The sequence below is a fragment of the Prevotella rectalis genome (assembly GCF_900607215.1).
GTDB lineage: Bacteria > Bacteroidota > Bacteroidia > Bacteroidales > Bacteroidaceae > Prevotella > Prevotella brunnea.
Genome location: NZ_LR027820.1, coordinates 419190 through 436196, shown reverse-complemented (window position 1 = coordinate 436196; position 17007 = coordinate 419190). Strand labels below are relative to the sequence as shown.

Genomic DNA, 17007 nt, shown 5'->3' with positions numbered 1-17007 from the left:
TTACTTTTGCGGGTAACATGAAAGTAACATTGATAGGAGCCGGAAATTTAGCCACTTCATTGGCATTGGCATTGAAAGAAGCTAAATGCATAATTCCACAAATTTACAGCAGAACAACGGAGTCTGCCGAAACGCTCGCGCGACTTGTTAACAGTGAGCCAATAAACCATTTCTCGATGCTTTCCGATGATGCCGATGTATATATAATTTCCATCAAAGACATTGCTCTGGAAGAGGTCATTCCGGAAGTGTGCAAGAATAGGGACGATAAAGTGTTTCTACACACTGCGGGAACCATGTCGTTAAATTGCTTTGAGGGGTGGACTACACATTATGGTGTATTTTATCCCATGCAAACATTTTCAAGGGAACGGCGTGTGAAGTTTAAGGAAATACCCGTGTTCTTGGAGTATAGCGATGATATTGCCCGGAAACGTGTTGATGAGTTGGCACGCAAACTCACAAATAAAGTATATTATTTGTCTTCCGAGGATAGGAAATATCTGCACCTTTCTGCGGTATGGGCTTGTAATTTCGTGAACCACTGTTATGACATTGCATCGGATATATTGAGTGCCCATGACATACCTTTCTCTGTACTGTTACCACTGATTGACGAAACTGCACGAAAGGTTCATTCGCTCACCCCAAGGGAAGCACAAACCGGACCTGCGGTGCGTTTTGATGAGAATGTTATCGAAAAGCAAGTTAAGTTGATGAATGAGAATGCAATGGAAGCCCAACTCTATCAACTGTTGTCCGAAAGCATTCACGAGAAACATAAGAAGGAAAAATAGATTTTAGAAATATGATAAACTATGATTTACGCAAGATAAAGGCTGTTGTTTTTGATGTGGATGGTGTGCTCTCTTGCTGTACTGTGGCAATGGACAAACAGGGTGAGCCCATACGAACAATGAATATTAAAGATGGATATGCCATTCAGTTGGCGGAAAAGCTCGGTCTGAAAATAGCTATTATGACCGGAGGACGCAGTGAGGATATACGTTTGAGATATGAGTATTTGGGGGTGAAAGATGTTTTTCTGAGTTGTTCGGTTAAAATACGCGTGTGGGAAGAGTTTACCAAACGGTATCAACTCTCTGACGATGAAATAATCTACGTGGGCGACGATATTCCCGATTTCGAGGTGATGAGCCGTTCCGGTTGTGCCTGTTGCCCAAAGGATGCGGCTGCGGAGATAAAGAAAATATCCACTTACGTGAGCGATTTCAATGGGGGGTATGGAGTTGCCCGCGATGTGATAGAGCAAGTGTTGCGTGCACAAGGGAAGTGGAAAATGAACGGAAAGGCTTTTGGTTGGTAAAGGATTAAAATATGAGTTATAAGGATTATCACATTGTTCTGGCAAGCAACTCCCCGCGCAGAAAGGAACTTCTCCGCGGTTTAGATATTGATTTTGAAGTTAAGGTTTTGCCCGACATATCAGAGAATTATCCCATGAGCCTCTCGGCGTTAGACGTAGCTCTTTATATTAGTAATGAGAAAGCCGATGCTTACGAGAAATTAATTATGGGAAACGAGTTGATAATAACGGCGGATACCGTGGTTGTGGTCGGAAAAGACGTGTTGGGGAAACCGAAGAGTGCCACCGATGCAAAACGAATGTTGCAAGAGATAAGTGGTAGAACACATCAGGTAGTAACCGGCGTATGTCTCAGTACCACCAATTTTCGGAGAAGTTTCAAGGTGGTAACGAATGTTACATTTAAGAAATTAAAAGAATCGGAAATTGACTATTATATCAATAACTACAAGCCTTACGACAAAGCCGGCGCATACGGCATTCAGGAATGGATAGGATATGTGGGCGTAACCTCGCTCGAGGGAAGCTATTTCAATGTGATGGGATTGCCCATACAAAGAATTTGGGAGGAACTGAACAGGTTGTGATGGATACGGAAGAGATTGTTATTTGTCTATTCCATCGCGAGAGAGTAAGCCTTTTTGGGCATAATAATGCTTCACCTCTTTCATGTCGGTTGCTAAATCGGAATATTCAATCAGTTCTTGTGGCGCATAACGACCGGTGAGCACGACTTCCACTTTTTCGGAACGCTTTTCAAGGACGTGCAAAACCTCGTTTAAGTCGAGGAGATGCAGGTGCAGGGCGATGGTGATTTCATCGAGAATTACCATATCCACGTCCCCACGGGATAATTCTTTTGAGCAAACTCTTAGTCCCTCGTGAGCTGCAATCTTATCGGCTTTATTCGGCTCTCTGTCCAACATGCAACCGCAACCGAACTGTTCGATGCGAATATTCTTCACGAACTCGGTGATGCGCGTCTCATTGTACTTCATTGATTTTACGAATTGGGCAATATAAACTCTTTTCCCGGACATCGCGGCACGAACGGCGAGACCGAAAGCTGCTGTTGTCTTTCCTTTTCCGTTGCCCGTGTAGAGATGAACTTGTCCTTCGTGGAACATAGTCTTTGTAATGTTCATTTTGCTATTCATGGTGATAAGGCTCTCCTTTGATGATGGTGCAGGCTCTGTACAATTGTTCCGTGAAAATAAGTCGTACCATCTGGTGGCTAAAAGTCATTTTGGATAATGATAATTGCTCGTTGGCTCGTTTGTAAACGTCCGGAGAAAAACCGTATGCGCCACCGATGGCAAAGACGACTCGTTTGGCAACGTTCTCCTTCTTTTGCAGCCAATTGGCAAACTCAACCGATCGCAACTCTTTCCCATGTTCGTCCAGCAATATCAAGGTGTCGGATGGTTGAACTTCCCTGAGGATGAGGGCACCTTCACGCTCTTTTTGTAAGTCTTCTGAAAGATTTTTAGAGTTCTTTAATTCAGGGATGGTGACGAGAGAGAAAGGAAGATAGTGCTCTATGCGCGAGATATAATCATTGATTGCCGCGATGAAATGCTTTTCCTTGGTCTTTCCAATTAAAAGTAACGTAGCTTTCATTTTTCCTCATGTCTGGTTTTATAAAATAAAGCCTCTATTGACAAAGCTGCCGAGGAGCGTTATTTCTCATCTATTGTTTTGTCGTATTTTCTCTTATATTCGTGTTCCCTACGTTTATTCATGGGAAACCATCCTTTTTCCACCCTCTTCTTTTGCTCAAAAATTTCACCGATACCCCATAATAGAGAAGCTCCGGTAACACCTAAAAGGGCCGACCAAAATGTATCTTTGATGAAAAGAGCCAAAACACAACAGATGATGCCTGAAACACACCATATAATCCAAGGCTTAGTCCCAAAATAGTATTCCGTTTTGATAACCATAGGATGAAAAATCCCAATAATCAAGAAAGTGCAGGCAGCAAGGATGATTCCTTCGAAATATAATTCCATCTTATTTACTTAATTTTGTGGTAATGGAAGAATAACATTCTAAGATGCGATTTCAACCAATAATTCAATACATAATATCTAATGATGTGCAAAAATACAAAAAAATAATGCAATTAGACTCCTTATATTGCGAATAAATGAGTATATTTGCAAATATAAACATAAATAATATCTCAGTAAACTATGCAGAATAATCAAGAACTTATTTCCCTCTGTGAGCAGAAAGCTCAGCAGTGGCTTACACCCGCTTTCGATGCGGAAACACGTAAAGCAGTGAAGACAATGCTTGAGAACGAAGATAAAAACGCGTTGGTAGAGTCTTTCTACAAAGACTTAGAATTTGGAACCGGTGGACTTAGAGGCATTATGGGAGCAGGTTCTAACAGAATGAATATCTATACCGTAGGTATGGCTACACAAGGCTTTGCCAACTATCTCAAAATGAACTTTAAGGACAGAGAAGAGATTAGCGTTGTGGTATGCCATGACTGTCGAAATAACTCACGTTCTTTTGCAGAGAAAGTTGCAGACATTTTCTCTGCAAATGGAATAAAAGTATATTTGTTCGAGGATTTACGTCCTACACCGGAATGTTCCTTTGCCATTCGCTACCTAAAGGCTCAAGCAGGTGTTAATATCACGGCAAGTCATAATCCACGTGAGTATAATGGATATAAGGCTTATTGGGAAGACGGTGCACAAGTACTGACCCCACATGATGCAGGTATCATAGCGGAAGTAAACAAAGTAAAAGTAGAGGATGTTCGCTTTGAAGGAAACAAAAACCTAATTCAAATCATTGGAGAGGATATTGACAAGGTTTATTTGGAACAAGTTAAGACCGTATGCATTGACCCGGAGGTAATAAAGCGGCAACATGACTTAAAAATCGTTTACACACCACTCCACGGTGCCGGTAGGATAATGGTTCCGAAGGCATTGCGTTCTTGGGGATTTGACAATATCCATTGTGTCGAGGAACAGATGGTTGTAGATGGAAACTTCCCAACCGTAGATCGCCCCAATCCGGAAATCGCTGAGGCTTTAACTCTGGGTTTGAGAGATGCGAAGAAGTTAGATGCCGATATTCTTATGGCGTCAGACCCAGACTCAGATCGTGTCGGAATGGCTTGCAAGGATAGCAATGGAGAATGGGTATTAATCAATGGCAATCAAACTTGTCTGCTCTATTTGTGGTATATCATTACCAATCGTCAGGCATTAGGAAAAATGCAACCTACCGATTATATCGTGAAAACAATCGTTACAACGGAAGTCATTACGGAAATAGCAAAAAAACACAACATTGAAATGCGCGACTGCTATACCGGATTTAAGTGGATTGCTCATGAAATAGCTATCTCGGAAGGAAAGAAACAATTTATTGGTGGAGGAGAAGAAAGTTATGGCTTTTTGGCGGAAGACTTCGTACGCGACAAAGATGCGGTGAGCGCATGTGCTCTGTTGGCAGAAATATGTGCTTATGCGAAAGATAAGGGCAAAACTCTTTACGATTTGCTTATGGATATTTATCTTGAGTATGGATTTAGCGAAGAATACACCATCAATGTTGAAAGACCGGGCAAGAGCGGAGCGGATGAAATTCAGCAAATGATGAAGAACTTCAGAAATAATCCACCCAAAGAACTCGGTGGAAGCAAAATTTGTTTGTGGAAAGATTTCTTAAGGCTTGAGGCTGTCGATGCGCAAGGAAACAAAACTCCTTTGGTCATGCCCGATAAGAGTAACGTGCTACAATGGTTCTGCACAGATGGAAACAAAGTAAGCGTGCGTCCATCGGGAACCGAACCCAAGATTAAGTTCTACCTTGAGATTAAGGATAAGATGAAATCGCCAGATGAATATAAAACTTGTCGCGCTCGTGCTTGTGAGAAAATTTCAGCTATCAAAAAGAGTTTGGGATTGGAATAGGAAATATAAATAAAGATAAAATCGCTATAGACATTTGTAAAGTCGGACAGCTTTTCAAATGTTGATAATAGAATTAAGTAGGCTGAAACAACCAGCCTACTTTTTTATTGTGTAAAGTTCGAGAAATGCTCACTTATTTTTGAGATTACGAGAGTACAAAATAGATTAGATTTACGACAGAGGAGTTAAAACAAGGATTGAAATCATAACCACCTCCAATAAGTTCGCCGAAATTGTAAAAAACGTAAATAAGCACTAAGGTATCATGAAAAACATTCCAACAAGAATATTTATCCCCCGAAGACTTACCTTAAATATTCTTTTAGTATGTCTTACCATTACTTTTTATAGGATTAATTTGGAGATGTAAGTATTTTTTTATTACTTTGCACACGAAAATAAATTGAATTTCATTAATTATTAATTAATTTAGAGAGACATGAAAAAGTTAGTACTTTTATTTGCTGCCGCAACTATGGCAGTTTCCGTATCAGCACAGTCTGTTTCGGAAAGCAAAACTTTTGATAACATCTACATTGGTATTAATGGTGGTGTTGCAACAAAGACAACAGGGCACAGATGGTTGAGTGATCTTAATCCAAATGCCGGTCTTAGAATTGGTCGTTACTTCACACCTGTCTTTGGTTTGGCAATCGAAGGCAATGCATATTTCTCAAACAAACCTTGGGCATCTACAGGAACAGCTGTTCGCGCCATCAATACACAACTACTCGCAACCGTAAACTTTAGCAATTGGTTCGGTGGTTACAAAGGTGAACCAAGAACATTCGAGGTAAGTGGTGTATATGGTCTTGGTTGGGGACACGTTTTCAACAACAGAAAAGACCTTGATCCCATCAACCGCATGACTTCCAAAGCCGGTTTGGACTTTGCTTTCAATCTCGGTGCAAATAAAGCATGGCAGATTTACATTGAGCCGTCCATCAACTTCGCGTTCTTGGGACAAAGCGTGAACAACAATGAGTCAGGTGCAGCTTATGGCTACAAGGCTTACAGCCAGTCTAACCAACCTGCTTACAACATCCATAACTCATTCGTACAACTGAATGCTGGCATTGTCTATAAGTTTAAGAATACTAACGGTACACACAACTTCACCATTATCACTCCACGTGATCAGGCTGAAATCGACGCTTTGAACGCACAAATAAACGAGCTTCGCAACCGCAAGCCGGAAGTTATCACCAAGGAAGTTGTTAAGGAAGTTCCCACCGTTAAGGAATTCACTGTATCTGACTTGGTATTCGTAACATTTGCTCAAGCAAAATACAATCTGACTAACGAAGCTAAAGCAGCTCTCGACAAGATCAATGAAGGCTCACACGTACAGATTGTTGGTACAGCATCTCCGGAGGGTAATCCTACATTCAACCAGACATTGTCTGAAAACCGTGCTAAGGTTGTTGCTGATTATCTCACAAGCCGTGGTGTTATCGTTGATGAGGCTACTGGTAAGGGTGTTCAGGGTACGACTTCCAACCGTTTGGCAGTAGTATATGTAAAGTAATCGGATTGAGTTTATAAAAAACTTAATCATTGATCTGAAATACGAGGGTGCGTCCAAAGTACGTACCCTCTTTTTTGGCGTAATGGACATTTGGTAGGCTGAAAAGCTCCAGATGTCCTTTATTTATTACCTTTGTACCATTTGAAAAACTATGAATAAAAAACATGTGTCTTCTGTGGCAGCTTAAATGTTAAAAAGAATGATCATCGCCGGGGCTGTAAATGTATTTTTAACGTGAGTTCGATGAATTCACGTTAACATAAGATATCGTTTATTTCCCTAACGCCAAATTATAGTTACTAAAGCGGTGTTTTGGCTCAGTAGAAAATCAGTGGGGATATGCGTATAGATTTGCAATTCTGAATAGGAAGAACTTCTTGTCTGCCACTCCTCTTAGATTAGCTCGGAAAAGTTTAATTTTGGCATTGAACGATTCTGCCATGGCATTCGAAGCCCTGTTGTTATAGAAGTTCAATATCTCATCATAATGCTCGTAGAATGTGGCAGCAATGACATTGAATGAATGAAAGCCTGCCTCTTCAACTTTATTGTACCACCGTGCCATGGAAAGTCTGGCTGCATCCTTGATGGTGTTCTTTGCAAAGATCATGCGCAGAGAATGGCACAATCCATATGCCTTTTGGATGTCCGGATATTGTTCAAAAAGAATTTTAGCTCGCATTTTCTGACGCTCGGTCCATTTGTCAGCGGACTTGAAGAGCAGATATCTTGACCTGGCGAGAAGCTCTTTTCTTGTATCTCCATTAGCGTATCGGTATGGGCTGTATGGTTCATCGCAGAGTTTTGCCTCCTCCATCTCGTCGTTTGCCTGCTGTATTGCATCCCAGCGGTGCTTGATACGCAATTCCTGTACGGCGTCGCATGCTAACTTTTGTACATGGAACCTATCGATTACACGCTTGGCATTGGGAAACGACCTTCTGACTATTTTGCGCATAGAATCGGACAGATCCAGAGTGACTTCCTCAACAGAAGAGCGTTTCTCCTCATCAATCCTATCCAGTACTGCTATGACATCTTCTGACTTTGTACCTGCAACTACTGCCACGAGACTTCTTTCCCGTGTCCTTGCTGCACGGTTGGTCACGAAAGTGTACAGTTCGCCGTTAGACAGTGAAGTTTCATCAATAGCCAAAGAGGGTCCGATGTTGTCAGGAAAGAGAAGCCATTCGTCGGCATGTTCTGCCTGATCCCATTGACGGAAGCCGCTCAGAACTTCCTTGTATTGTTTCTCAAATGTATGTCCGTCAATATGATAGAAATCCTCAAGCGTAAGGCAGGTCACGGGGGATGTCTCCATACGTTTCTTTTAAAAAAGCTCCAAATTCCTTGGAGTAACGAGTGCCCTGAGCTACCATGTCTAAAGCGATGGGAAGCGTAAAGCTCTTGCCTGTGCGCAAGTCCGTCCATCGCCTGCGACGAATTTTCAATATAACCTTATGGTCTCGGATCGGAAAGTCAGTTATATTAACAGCTTCCATGAACCCTTTGGACTCGAAGTTGGCATCATCCGATAAAGTCTTGTCCATACGTTCGTCAAGACTAATATGAAACTCTGATCCGACCTCACGGACAGAAACGATAGTAAAAAACTGTAATATTTGAGTGGGCAACACAAGAGCTGCCAAGGTGCGTAACATATTTTCTTCCATGATGCGAAGGTCGGAATTATTAAGATAAATAACAAATTATTCCCCCAGTAAATTTCTACTGAGCCCAAGGACCTCCTGTCAGGACAATTCTTTTCATATTAAGCTGCGTAAAACTCAAAATCCCAATCACTACGAGAGTGAAAGGGATTTATTGTCATGATATTATCTCTTGATGTGAATCAAATATAAGAATCTACCTCATGAGATACAGAATAGAACTTATTCTGCTGCCGAAGCCTCTTGTTCAATAGCAGTTGTCTCTCCTGTTTCGTTTTCCTTTGCATTTTCAACAGGCTTTTCAGCTTTTTCTTCCGTTTGTGGGGCGGGTTGATTTTCAGCTATCACCGTTACAGGAAGTTTCACCTCTACATCCTTGAAGAAATGAACTGTAGCCTCATAAGTGCCAACTTTCTTAATATCGCGCATGGTGATAATCTTGCGTTCAATCTCAATACCTTTCTTAGCCAATTCTTCAGCCACAATTGCTGTGTTTACGGAACCATAAGTAACGCCTGTTGCAGAAACTTTAGCCGGTATTACAAGTTCCACTCCACTCAGCTGAGCTGCACGTTTTTCAGCCTCGGCTTTCCTTGCTGCAATTTTAGCAGCCTGCTGCTTAAGATCTTCAGCCAACTGTTTCTTGGCAGACGGTGATGCTATAACGCCCTTACCTGTTGGAATGAGGTAGTTACGACCGTAGCCGTTCTTTACATTTACAATTTCGTTCTTGTAGCCAAGTCCGATTATATCTTCTTTCAGTATTATTTCCATATCCTTAGCCTCCTCTATTATTTCATCAAATCGGTTACGTATGGAAGCAATGCGATTTGGCGAGCACGTTTAACAGCTTGTGCCACACGACGCTGATACTTCAAAGATGTTCCTGTTATTCGACGCGGAAGAATTTTACCTTGTTCGTTCAAAAACTTCTTCAAGAATTCTCCATCTTTATAGTCGATGTACTTAATTCCGCTCTTCTTAAACCGACAATACTTTTTCTTTTTCGTATCAATTGAGGGTGCGGTCAAATAACGAATTTCTGATTTTTTCTGCTCTGCCATAATTAAGCCTCCTTTTTAGATGCCCATTTAGCACGACGCTTCTCTGCATAAGCTGCCGAGTATTTATCCTGCTTAACGGTGATGTAACGAATAACTTTCTCGTCGCGGCGGTATGCTGTTTCGAGAGTATTAATGACTGTTGGTTCTGCATTGAACTCCAACAAAGCGTAGAAGCCTGATGACTTCTTCTGAATGTTGTAAGCCAATTTCTTCAAGCCCCAGATCTCTTCGTTCAAGATTTCAGCACCATTATCGGTGAGCAGCTTCTTGAATTTAGCGACCGCTTCCTTCATCTGTTCATCAGATAAAACGGGAGTCAAAATGAAAACGGTTTCGTATTGATTCATACTACATTAAAATAAATAATTAATAAAATAGCACCTGCATAAGCAAAATGCGGTGCAAAATTACTATTTTTTTATGAACTAACCAAATCTTTTTCGTATTTTTGCATTCTATGAAAAAGTATATTCAATATTTAGGTCTGATAAGCATAACATTGGGATTATTGCTATTTATAATACATCTCATAGTGGATTACAGAGGCAACGAACTTTTACTATCGGGGTTGGCGTTTGTCATTGGTGGCACAGTGGCATTTGTTAAATTACAGCGATAAAGATTGATTTTCCTGACATTTGGCATTCCGTCTCACAGCATAAAAGAGTGTGTCTATACGAACACACTCTTTTTCATATTACATAATTTTTAGTATATTCCTTCCCTCTCGAGATTATTGGGATAGATGCGAGTTTAATCCTCCTCCGGAACTATCAATTTGTAACCTTTACCATGAATATTTATAATTTCAATTTGGTCGTCAGCCTTCAAATGCTTACGCAGTTTAGTAATGTAAACATCCATTGAACGGGCATTAAAGTAGTTGTCATCTATCCAAATTGTTTTCAATGCATAATCGCGTTGTAATATCTCATTCGAATGAGCACAAAGCAAAGCAAGCAGTTCGTTCTCCTTTGTAGTCAGTTTGGTTGCCTTTTCCGGATTATTATCGAGCGTCAGTAGCTGCTTTTGCGTATCAAATGTAAATCTACCGATTTGATAAAGGGTCAGTTCTTTGTTTTTCTTACCGCGTACTCGACGCAGGATGGCTTCGATACGGAACACGAGTTCATCTATTGAGAAGGGTTTGGTCAGATAATCATCTCCCCCTATCTTAAACCCGGTCAGGATATCTTCTTTTAGTTGTCTGGCGGTCAAAAAGAATATAGGTATTTCCATATTGGTTTGGCGAATTTCCTGTGCCAATGTAAAACCATCTTTCTTAGGCATCATCACGTCCAGCACACAAATATCATATTTATTTTTCAAGAAAGCTTTGTAACCCTCCTCTCCATCTGGACAAAGATCAACCTCATAACCTTTCGTCTGTAAATACTCACTCAACAATGTTCCGAGATTCTCATCATCTTCACACAACAGCATTTTGAAATTTTCTTCCATATCAGTAAATTTTAAATTGTTTATATTCTTTTTTCACAAACTATTCTTCCGGCATTACTGGCAAGATGATAGTAAATTTTGTACCTTTTCCATATTCGCTATCCACTTTTATCTCACCTTCATGCAAATCTATCATTCTCTTGACATAAGCCAATCCTAACCCAAAACCCTTTACATCGTGTCGGTTACCGGTATGTACACGATAAAACTTTTCAAAAACCTTTTTCAAGTTCTCGCGCTTGATGCCTTGCCCCGTATCTCGTATGGTAAGATAAAGATGTTCGTTTGTATTCCATGTCTTCAAATACACATTTAAGGGCGCATCAGGTTTTGCATATTTCACGGCATTATCCATTAGGTTAAAAATTACATTCTGAAAGTGCATTTCATCTACATAAACCTTTGAATCTACCGCTTCTATATCCGTATATACTTTTCCCCCAGTATGTTCCACGCGAAGGGTGAACGAATGGGCTATCGTCTCCACCATTTCGTTCAAATCAGCATATTTTTTCTTCAATACGGCTTTCTTTTGGTCATACATACTCATTTGTAGAACTTTCTCTACCAAAAAGCGCAGCCGTTTAGTCTCATCATTTACAACCCCCCCAAGATGATCTATCATTTTGGGCGATTTCACCACACTCTTATCATTAAGCATCTGTGAAGCAAGAGAAATACTTGCAATTGGAGTTTTAAGTTCATGCGTCATATTATTAATGAAATCGTTTTTGATTTCCGTATAACGTTTCTGACGGAAAATAATCGCTATCGTGAAGATAAAAGTTACCAACAAAACGATGGTAAATATAATAGATGGAATCATAAAGCGCACGCTAGAGAATATATAACTCGTCATATCGGGGAAGTGTACATTCACCACACCCATTCTATTTGGAGGATCATTTCGGAAGAGTACTTGAGAAAAGCCGGCGTCCTTTCCATCCTCAACAAAATCTGGGCAGCGATAAACCTCTCTGCCATCCTGTGTTGTAACTGTAAAATGATAAGGGATATTAATTCCATTGTTCATCATTTCCGCCTTCAAATCCTGATCCAACAACTTGAAGTTGATGCGTTGTTCCAAGGGCTTATCCGAAGCAGAGTACAAAATATTGTAAACCACTTCCTCCAATAATGCTTTCTGATAAACATAGCGATTGCGCACTACTTCCTGCATTCGTTTCTTCGTTGCCGTGAGTGAACCACTATCATTTCTAACTACAAGAGCTTTTGGTGTAAGCGATGGGTTGTTCTGAATAAGCTTCGTCTCGAACGAGGTATAAGCATTACCATTATCATCAGCCACCAATGCTTGATGAGTATCGGACGTTAATTTATCCTTTGATACATTTTTCTTGGCTAATTTGGCATCGCTCTTATTCACATCACTTTCTAAAAAGCGAAGTGTCTCGTTGAGTTCCATGTTGCGAGCTGCTTGATAGAGTGCTCGATTTACTGACTCATCGAATTGCTCCTTTTTCATTTCAGCCATTTCCTCTATGTAATTAAGCTGCAAAAGTAGCAATGCCAGGAAAGAGAGTCCCATAATTACCGCTATTGTCCAAATAGTCGTTTTCTTCATCTAAACAAATTATCTGCGCGTTCAATCTGCATATTCAGCATTTATCACACCTGTCATTTTTATTTAAAAGCAAAGATAGTCAATTCCTTAAAACATTAACAATTAAATGTTAATTAAAATTGTATTTTTAGAGTTTATTAATTATTTTGTATGATAATAATTGATTTTTATCAATTACAATAAGATTATTAATTGAGCAAGAGCATATCTCAAACAGACATGCTCTCGCTCAATAACATTTTAAGTTTCTCGATTAACAAGACTCATAGGAAAAGGAATTATTCTTCCTCTTCTTTTACTTCGGTCTCATGTTCAGCAATCAGTTTTTGCTGTAAATCGTTTGGCACTAACTCGTAGCTTGCAAATTTCGTTGTGAAACTTGCACGTCCACCAGTCAGAGAACTCAATGATATACAGTAATTGGAAAGCTCTTTCAATGGGATTTTTGCTTGCAACTTCTGATAACCGGCTTCAGAATCCATTCCCATTATCATTGCTCTACGACCTTGCAAATCGCTCATGACATCGCCCATATAATCTCCGGGGACATAAACTTCAAGATCATAGATCGGTTCCAATATCTTCGGTCCGGCATTTTTGAAAGCATCTGAGAAAGCATGACGAGCAGCCAAGGTGAACGACAACTCGTTAGAATCAACAGGGTGCATCTTTCCATCATATACAATAACGCGCACATCGCGAGCATAGCTACCTGTCAATGGTCCGCGCTCCATACAGTCCATTACACCTTTTAATATAGCAGGCATGAAGCGAGCGTCAATAGCACCTCCGACAACAGAATTAATAAAGACGAGTTTTCCGCCCCAAGGCAAGTCTCTCTCCTCCTTACCCTTAATATTCATCTTGAACTCTTGCCCATTGAACTTGTAAGCCGAAGGTTCAGGCATTCCTTCAGCATAGGGTTCAACGATGAGATGCACTTCGCCAAACTGTCCCGCACCGCCACTTTGTTTCTTATGACGATACTCAGCCTTTGCTTGTTTGGTTAAAGTCTCCCGATAAGGGATTTTTGCTTCCTTGAAAACTGTTTGAATTTTTTCATTATTTTCCAATCGCCATTTCAACGTGCGAAGGTGGAATTCTCCTTGTCCGCTTACGATGGTCTGGCGCAACTCCTTACTTTGCTCCACTATCCACGTAGGGTCTTCTTGACGCATTTTCAGCAAAGCCGCCATCAATTTCTCCGTTTCCTGAGAATTAACAGCCTCAATAGCACGTGTATATTTGGGATTGGGATATTTTATGAAATCAAAATGTTGCTCTATACCTTTGCCATTCAGCGTATTTCCGGTCTTTACATCTTTGAGTTTTACGGTACAACCTATATCACCGGCATTCAACTGATCGACCGGAATACGATTGGCACCCGCACAAGCATAAAGTTGTCCGATACGTTCCTTTGAGCCTCTGTCGGCATTCGTTAAGTCATCTCCAACTTTAATACTTCCACTCATTACCTTAAAGTAACTTACCTCTCCAATATGAGGTTCCATACCGGTCTTGAAGAAATATATGGATTCCGGTCCATTGGAATCGGGAGTAATCTCTTCACCTCGAGTGTTATGCACTTTATCCATCTCGTCAACAAACGGCACCACATTGCCTAAGAACTCCATCAAGCGTCTTACGCCCATATCTTTGCCTGCACATACGCAGAAGACAGGGAACAAGCTGCGTGTTACCAATCCTTTGCGAATACCTTCGCGAAGTTCATCCTCTGTCAACGACTCCGATTCGAAGAATTTCTCCATCAATCCTTCATCATTCTCAGCGGCAGCCTCAACAAGGATTTTATGTAATTCTAAAGCCTTTTGCTTCTCCTCTTCCGGAATTTCCTCGATAATCGGCGCACCACCTTCCGGTTTCCAACTATATTTCTTCATCAAAAGAACATCGATCAAGCTATTGAATTCCGGTCCGGTCTTGATGGGATATTGTATTTGTACACACTTTGAACCATAAATATCCCTCATGCTGTTCATGAGATTTTCAAAGTCGCACTTTTCAGAATCCAACTGATTGATTAAGAAGATAACAGGTTTCTTCAGTTTTTCTGTGTAACGGAAGTTATTCTGCGTACCCACCTCGGGTCCGTATTGACCATTGATCAAAACAACGGCTTGGTCAGTTACGTTCAGGGCGGTAATTGCACCTCCTACGAAATCATCGCTACCGGGACAATCAATAATATTTAATTTCTTGTTATTCCATTCTACATGAAAAACGGTAGGGAATACAGAATAGCCATATTCCTGTTCCACCGGAAAATAATCGCTAACTGTGTTCTTTGCTTCTACCGTACCGCGACGCTTGATGATACCTGCCTCGAACAACATACTTTCGGCAAGAGTAGTCTTGCCGCTACCCGCACTGCCAAGCAAGGCAATGTTTTTAATTTCGTTTGTCTGATATACTTTCATATCAAGATAGATTTAAGTTGTTAGTAATGTTCTTTCTTTACCATGAGATAAGCCGGACTAAACCTGCTTTCAGCGGTCTAAGTTATAAATTTTTATGCAAACAGCCAAAACAAATTACAAGAAAAAAGAAAATATATCAAAGAAATCACTACTTTTGCAAATAGTTTCTTAGCGTTTTATTTATTACCTATTAATATATGTCAGGAATTTACATACATATTCCATTTTGCGCCGGCAGATGTATTTATTGTGGCTTTTACTCCACCGTCGTCCCCAACAAAAGGCAAAGCGGAAGAAAAGAAAAGACTACGACAGATTCGATTATCGACAGATACACCCTTGCCCTCTGTAAAGAACTGGAAATGCGAAAAAACTATATTTTTTGCAACCCGAATATAAAAGATAATAAAGAAAAAATCCAGACCATTTATCTTGGTGGAGGAACACCATCATTACTCTCACAGGAAAACCTTACGGAGATATTCAAACGAATTGATAACACTTTTGCGGAATACGTAGATGATTACAAATCCATGGAAATAACATTGGAATGCAACCCGGACGATGTTACGGATGAATTTGCGAACCATCTTAAACGGTTTCCAATAAACCGAATATCAATGGGCGTGCAATCTTTCTCAGAAGACCGACTACGGTTTCTGAAAAGACGCCATAACGCTGAAGATATAAAACCGGCAATAGAGCGGTTGCGCAAATGTGGCATCAATAATATTTCCACAGACTTGATGTTCGGATTTCCCAATCAGACGCTTGATGAATGGAGAGAAGACATAGATAAAGTCATTAAACTTGATGTAGAACATATCTCAGCATACAGCTTGATGTATGAGAACGGTACGCCTCTTTACAGAATGTGGGAACAAGGAAAAGTAAAAGAAATTAACGAAGAACTGTATCGAAAAATGTACGAAGAACTTATCAACCAACTTGAAAAAGCAGGCTTTGAACAATACGAAATAAGCAATTTTGCTAAATGTGTGGGTGGTGCTGATATTTCTCCTTACCGTTCACGACACAACAGTTCTTATTGGCACGACACCCCCTATTTAGGCATAGGTGCATCGGCACATTCCTACAACGGAACATCGCGACAATGGAATGTATCAAACCTATTGAAGTACATTGAAGGGATAGAGAGCGACGTCTTGAATTACAAGGGTGAAGTAATAGACGAAGGGACACATTATAACGATCTGATAACAACGGAACTGAGAACCGTAGAAGGAATAGATATAAGTCATCTGAAGCCCAAATACAGAAAATATGTCTTAAAGGTTGCCCAACCGCTCATAAGAAATCAGTTGTTGAAGTTGGAAAACAACCATCTGCATCTAACTCGAGAAGGCATTTTCGTCAGTGATTCTGTCATGGGCGAGTTGATATTCGTATGCAAGTTCCAAAACGAAGTGCAATAAAAGAGTAGCCCTCGCCGAGAGATGCAGACGTTCTCGAAGCGTAGCGAGAGGTTGTCTGCATCTCTCGGCGAGGAAAAAAAACAACCAGCAATACAAATAAAAAAGGGAGACCTCTGTCTCCCCAAGATTAATTAACTTTGTATTGTGAAATATCATCAATTAACCTCGGAGCAAAGGTCGCAAATTTTCGCCTTACTCCAAAAGAAAACAGGGAGAAAAGAGATTGCCACAATCGTCGGCATCAGTCAGTCAACACTATCACGTGAAATCAAACGCAACAGCACGCCATCAGAAAAGTATATCTGGACAAAGGCGCACGATATGGCTATGCAGCGCAGAAAGAGAACGGTAAAGAACGCCAGGCTCTCTAACGAATTAGTCTGGAGAATTAAGGAATATATCACCAATGACCAGTGGTCTCCACGACAAATATCAGGTTATCTGCGCAAGAATGAGGGAATAAAGGTGTCCCACCAATCCATTTATAATATCATTCATAATGATACAACAGGGGAACTTGCCAAACACACAAGGCATAAGATGAAATACAG

Annotated in this window: 19 protein-coding genes; 8 read left to right on the top strand and 11 right to left on the bottom strand. The window is 40.5% G+C overall.

Annotation, left to right across the window (positions count from 1 at the left end; genetic code table 11):
* Nucleotides 1-17: 17 nt before the first annotated feature.
* From E0E16_RS02700 to E0E16_RS02690, 3 genes are read left to right on the top strand one after another with little or no spacing between them, the layout of a single operon-like run.
* On the top strand, nt 18-797 hold the full coding sequence (locus E0E16_RS02700; RefSeq protein WP_130828713.1) for a Rossmann-like and DUF2520 domain-containing protein: 780 nt from the start codon (nt 18-20) through the stop codon (nt 795-797).
* A gap of 11 nt (nt 798-808) precedes the next feature.
* Nucleotides 809-1327, top strand: a complete 519-nt coding sequence (locus E0E16_RS02695) for a KdsC family phosphatase (protein WP_130828712.1) — start codon at nt 809-811, stop codon at nt 1325-1327.
* A gap of 11 nt (nt 1328-1338) precedes the next feature.
* A complete protein-coding gene (locus E0E16_RS02690; RefSeq protein WP_130828711.1) occupies nt 1339-1914 on the top strand; it encodes a Maf-like protein in 576 nt (191 codons plus the stop codon).
* An 18-nt stretch (nt 1915-1932) separates the two neighbouring features.
* Here E0E16_RS02690 and E0E16_RS02685 read toward each other — a convergent pair whose 3' ends face one another.
* The 3 genes from E0E16_RS02685 to E0E16_RS02675 are packed head-to-tail and all read right to left on the bottom strand — an operon-like array spanning nt 1933 to nt 3339.
* Entirely contained in the window at nt 1933-2472 is a 540-nt protein-coding gene (locus E0E16_RS02685; RefSeq protein ID WP_130828710.1) for a cob(I)yrinic acid a,c-diamide adenosyltransferase, read from the bottom strand.
* 4 nt (nt 2473-2476) lie between these two features.
* Nucleotides 2477-2947, bottom strand: a complete 471-nt coding sequence (gene rlmH, locus E0E16_RS02680) for a 23S rRNA (pseudouridine(1915)-N(3))-methyltransferase RlmH (RefSeq protein ID WP_130828709.1) — start codon at nt 2945-2947, stop codon at nt 2477-2479.
* A 59-nt stretch (nt 2948-3006) separates the two neighbouring features.
* Complete coding sequence (locus tag E0E16_RS02675) at nt 3007-3339, bottom strand: DUF4491 family protein (RefSeq protein ID WP_130828708.1); 333 nt, start codon at nt 3337-3339, stop codon at nt 3007-3009.
* Nucleotides 3340-3522: 183 nt separating this feature from the next.
* Between E0E16_RS02675 and E0E16_RS02670 the strand changes: the two genes are divergently transcribed.
* Together E0E16_RS02670 and E0E16_RS02665 are read left to right on the top strand one after the other, a co-directional pair.
* Complete coding sequence (locus E0E16_RS02670) at nt 3523-5271, top strand: phospho-sugar mutase (protein WP_130828707.1); 1749 nt, start codon at nt 3523-3525, stop codon at nt 5269-5271.
* Nucleotides 5272-5710: 439 nt separating this feature from the next.
* A complete protein-coding gene (locus tag E0E16_RS02665) occupies nt 5711-6799 on the top strand; it encodes an OmpA family protein (RefSeq protein ID WP_130828706.1) in 1089 nt (362 codons plus the stop codon).
* A 328-nt stretch (nt 6800-7127) separates the two neighbouring features.
* On the opposite strand, the gene E0E16_RS02660 is transcribed toward E0E16_RS02665, so the two are convergent.
* The 5 genes from E0E16_RS02660 to rpsF form a co-directional block, all read right to left on the bottom strand.
* Nucleotides 7128-8120, bottom strand: a complete 993-nt coding sequence (locus E0E16_RS02660) for an ISAon1 family transposase (protein ID WP_181951314.1) — start codon at nt 8118-8120, stop codon at nt 7128-7130.
* Entirely contained in the window at nt 8086-8472 is a 387-nt protein-coding gene (locus tag E0E16_RS02655) for an ISAon1 family transposase N-terminal region protein (RefSeq protein ID WP_130828705.1), read from the bottom strand. The genes E0E16_RS02660 and E0E16_RS02655 overlap by 35 nt, the downstream gene beginning before the upstream one ends.
* Nucleotides 8473-8691: 219 nt before the next feature.
* Nucleotides 8692-9243 carry a 50S ribosomal protein L9 gene (gene rplI / locus E0E16_RS02650; RefSeq protein ID WP_130828704.1) on the bottom strand — a complete coding sequence of 184 codons (552 nt, stop codon included), beginning with the start codon at nt 9241-9243 and terminating at the stop codon, nt 8692-8694.
* Between the two features lie 17 nt (nt 9244-9260).
* Nucleotides 9261-9533: a 30S ribosomal protein S18 gene (gene rpsR / locus E0E16_RS02645; RefSeq protein WP_004355224.1), complete on the bottom strand. Its 273-nt coding sequence runs from the start codon at nt 9531-9533 to the stop codon at nt 9261-9263.
* A 2-nt stretch (nt 9534-9535) separates the two neighbouring features.
* Entirely contained in the window at nt 9536-9880 is a 345-nt protein-coding gene (rpsF, locus tag E0E16_RS02640) for a 30S ribosomal protein S6 (protein ID WP_130828703.1), read from the bottom strand.
* Nucleotides 9881-9990: 110 nt separating this feature from the next.
* On the opposite strand from rpsF, the gene E0E16_RS13870 reads away from it, so the two are divergent.
* The gene (locus tag E0E16_RS13870) at nt 9991-10152 is read left to right on the top strand and encodes a hypothetical protein (protein WP_193557223.1); all 162 of its coding nucleotides are present in this window, start codon (nt 9991-9993) and stop codon (nt 10150-10152) included.
* Nucleotides 10153-10286: 134 nt separating this feature from the next.
* Here E0E16_RS13870 and rprY read toward each other — a convergent pair whose 3' ends face one another.
* The 3 genes from rprY to fusA2 form a co-directional block, all read right to left on the bottom strand.
* Nucleotides 10287-10994 carry a response regulator transcription factor RprY gene (gene rprY, locus E0E16_RS02630; RefSeq protein WP_130828701.1) on the bottom strand — a complete coding sequence of 236 codons (708 nt, stop codon included), beginning with the start codon at nt 10992-10994 and terminating at the stop codon, nt 10287-10289.
* Nucleotides 10995-11034: 40 nt separating this feature from the next.
* A complete protein-coding gene (locus E0E16_RS02625) occupies nt 11035-12579 on the bottom strand; it encodes a sensor histidine kinase (RefSeq protein WP_130828700.1) in 1545 nt (514 codons plus the stop codon).
* Between the two features lie 278 nt (nt 12580-12857).
* Nucleotides 12858-15020 (bottom strand): elongation factor G2, encoded by a 2163-nt coding sequence (gene fusA2, locus E0E16_RS02620; RefSeq protein ID WP_130828699.1) that lies wholly within the window; start codon nt 15018-15020, stop codon nt 12858-12860.
* A gap of 197 nt (nt 15021-15217) precedes the next feature.
* On the opposite strand from fusA2, the gene hemW reads away from it, so the two are divergent.
* Entirely contained in the window at nt 15218-16456 is a 1239-nt protein-coding gene (gene hemW, locus E0E16_RS02615; RefSeq protein ID WP_130828698.1) for a radical SAM family heme chaperone HemW, read from the top strand.
* Between the two features lie 144 nt (nt 16457-16600).
* On the top strand, nt 16601-17007 hold a 407-nt coding region (locus E0E16_RS02610), incomplete at its 3' end, for a helix-turn-helix domain-containing protein (RefSeq protein ID WP_165444201.1).

Bases quoted from the DNA above. Each gene is read 5' to 3' on its own strand.
- E0E16_RS02690 (WP_130828711.1), top strand. From the start codon at position 1,339: ATGAGTTATAAGGATTATCACATTGTTCTGGCAAGCAACTCCCCGCGC.
- E0E16_RS02695 (WP_130828712.1), top strand. From the start codon at position 809: ATGATAAACTATGATTTACGCAAGATAAAGGCTGTTGTTTTTGATGTG.
- rprY (WP_130828701.1), bottom strand. From the start codon at position 10,994: ATGGAAGAAAATTTCAAAATGCTGTTGTGTGAAGATGATGAGAATCTC.
- E0E16_RS02660 (WP_181951314.1), bottom strand. From the start codon at position 8,120: ATGGAGACATCCCCCGTGACCTGCCTTACGCTTGAGGATTTCTATCAT.
- E0E16_RS02665 (WP_130828706.1), top strand. From the start codon at position 5,711: ATGAAAAAGTTAGTACTTTTATTTGCTGCCGCAACTATGGCAGTTTCC.
- rlmH (WP_130828709.1), bottom strand. From the start codon at position 2,947: ATGAAAGCTACGTTACTTTTAATTGGAAAGACCAAGGAAAAGCATTTC.
- E0E16_RS02670 (WP_130828707.1), top strand. From the start codon at position 3,523: ATGCAGAATAATCAAGAACTTATTTCCCTCTGTGAGCAGAAAGCTCAG.
- rplI (WP_130828704.1), bottom strand. From the start codon at position 9,243: ATGGAAATAATACTGAAAGAAGATATAATCGGACTTGGCTACAAGAAC.
- E0E16_RS02655 (WP_130828705.1), bottom strand. From the start codon at position 8,472: ATGGAAGAAAATATGTTACGCACCTTGGCAGCTCTTGTGTTGCCCACT.
- E0E16_RS02700 (WP_130828713.1), top strand. From the start codon at position 18: ATGAAAGTAACATTGATAGGAGCCGGAAATTTAGCCACTTCATTGGCA.
- rpsF (WP_130828703.1), bottom strand. From the start codon at position 9,880: ATGAATCAATACGAAACCGTTTTCATTTTGACTCCCGTTTTATCTGAT.
- rpsR (WP_004355224.1), bottom strand. From the start codon at position 9,533: ATGGCAGAGCAGAAAAAATCAGAAATTCGTTATTTGACCGCACCCTCA.
- E0E16_RS02675 (WP_130828708.1), bottom strand. From the start codon at position 3,339: ATGGAATTATATTTCGAAGGAATCATCCTTGCTGCCTGCACTTTCTTG.
- hemW (WP_130828698.1), top strand. From the start codon at position 15,218: ATGTCAGGAATTTACATACATATTCCATTTTGCGCCGGCAGATGTATT.
- E0E16_RS13870 (WP_193557223.1), top strand. From the start codon at position 9,991: ATGAAAAAGTATATTCAATATTTAGGTCTGATAAGCATAACATTGGGA.
- fusA2 (WP_130828699.1), bottom strand. From the start codon at position 15,020: ATGAAAGTATATCAGACAAACGAAATTAAAAACATTGCCTTGCTTGGC.
- E0E16_RS02625 (WP_130828700.1), bottom strand. From the start codon at position 12,579: ATGAAGAAAACGACTATTTGGACAATAGCGGTAATTATGGGACTCTCT.
- E0E16_RS02685 (WP_130828710.1), bottom strand. From the start codon at position 2,472: ATGAACATTACAAAGACTATGTTCCACGAAGGACAAGTTCATCTCTAC.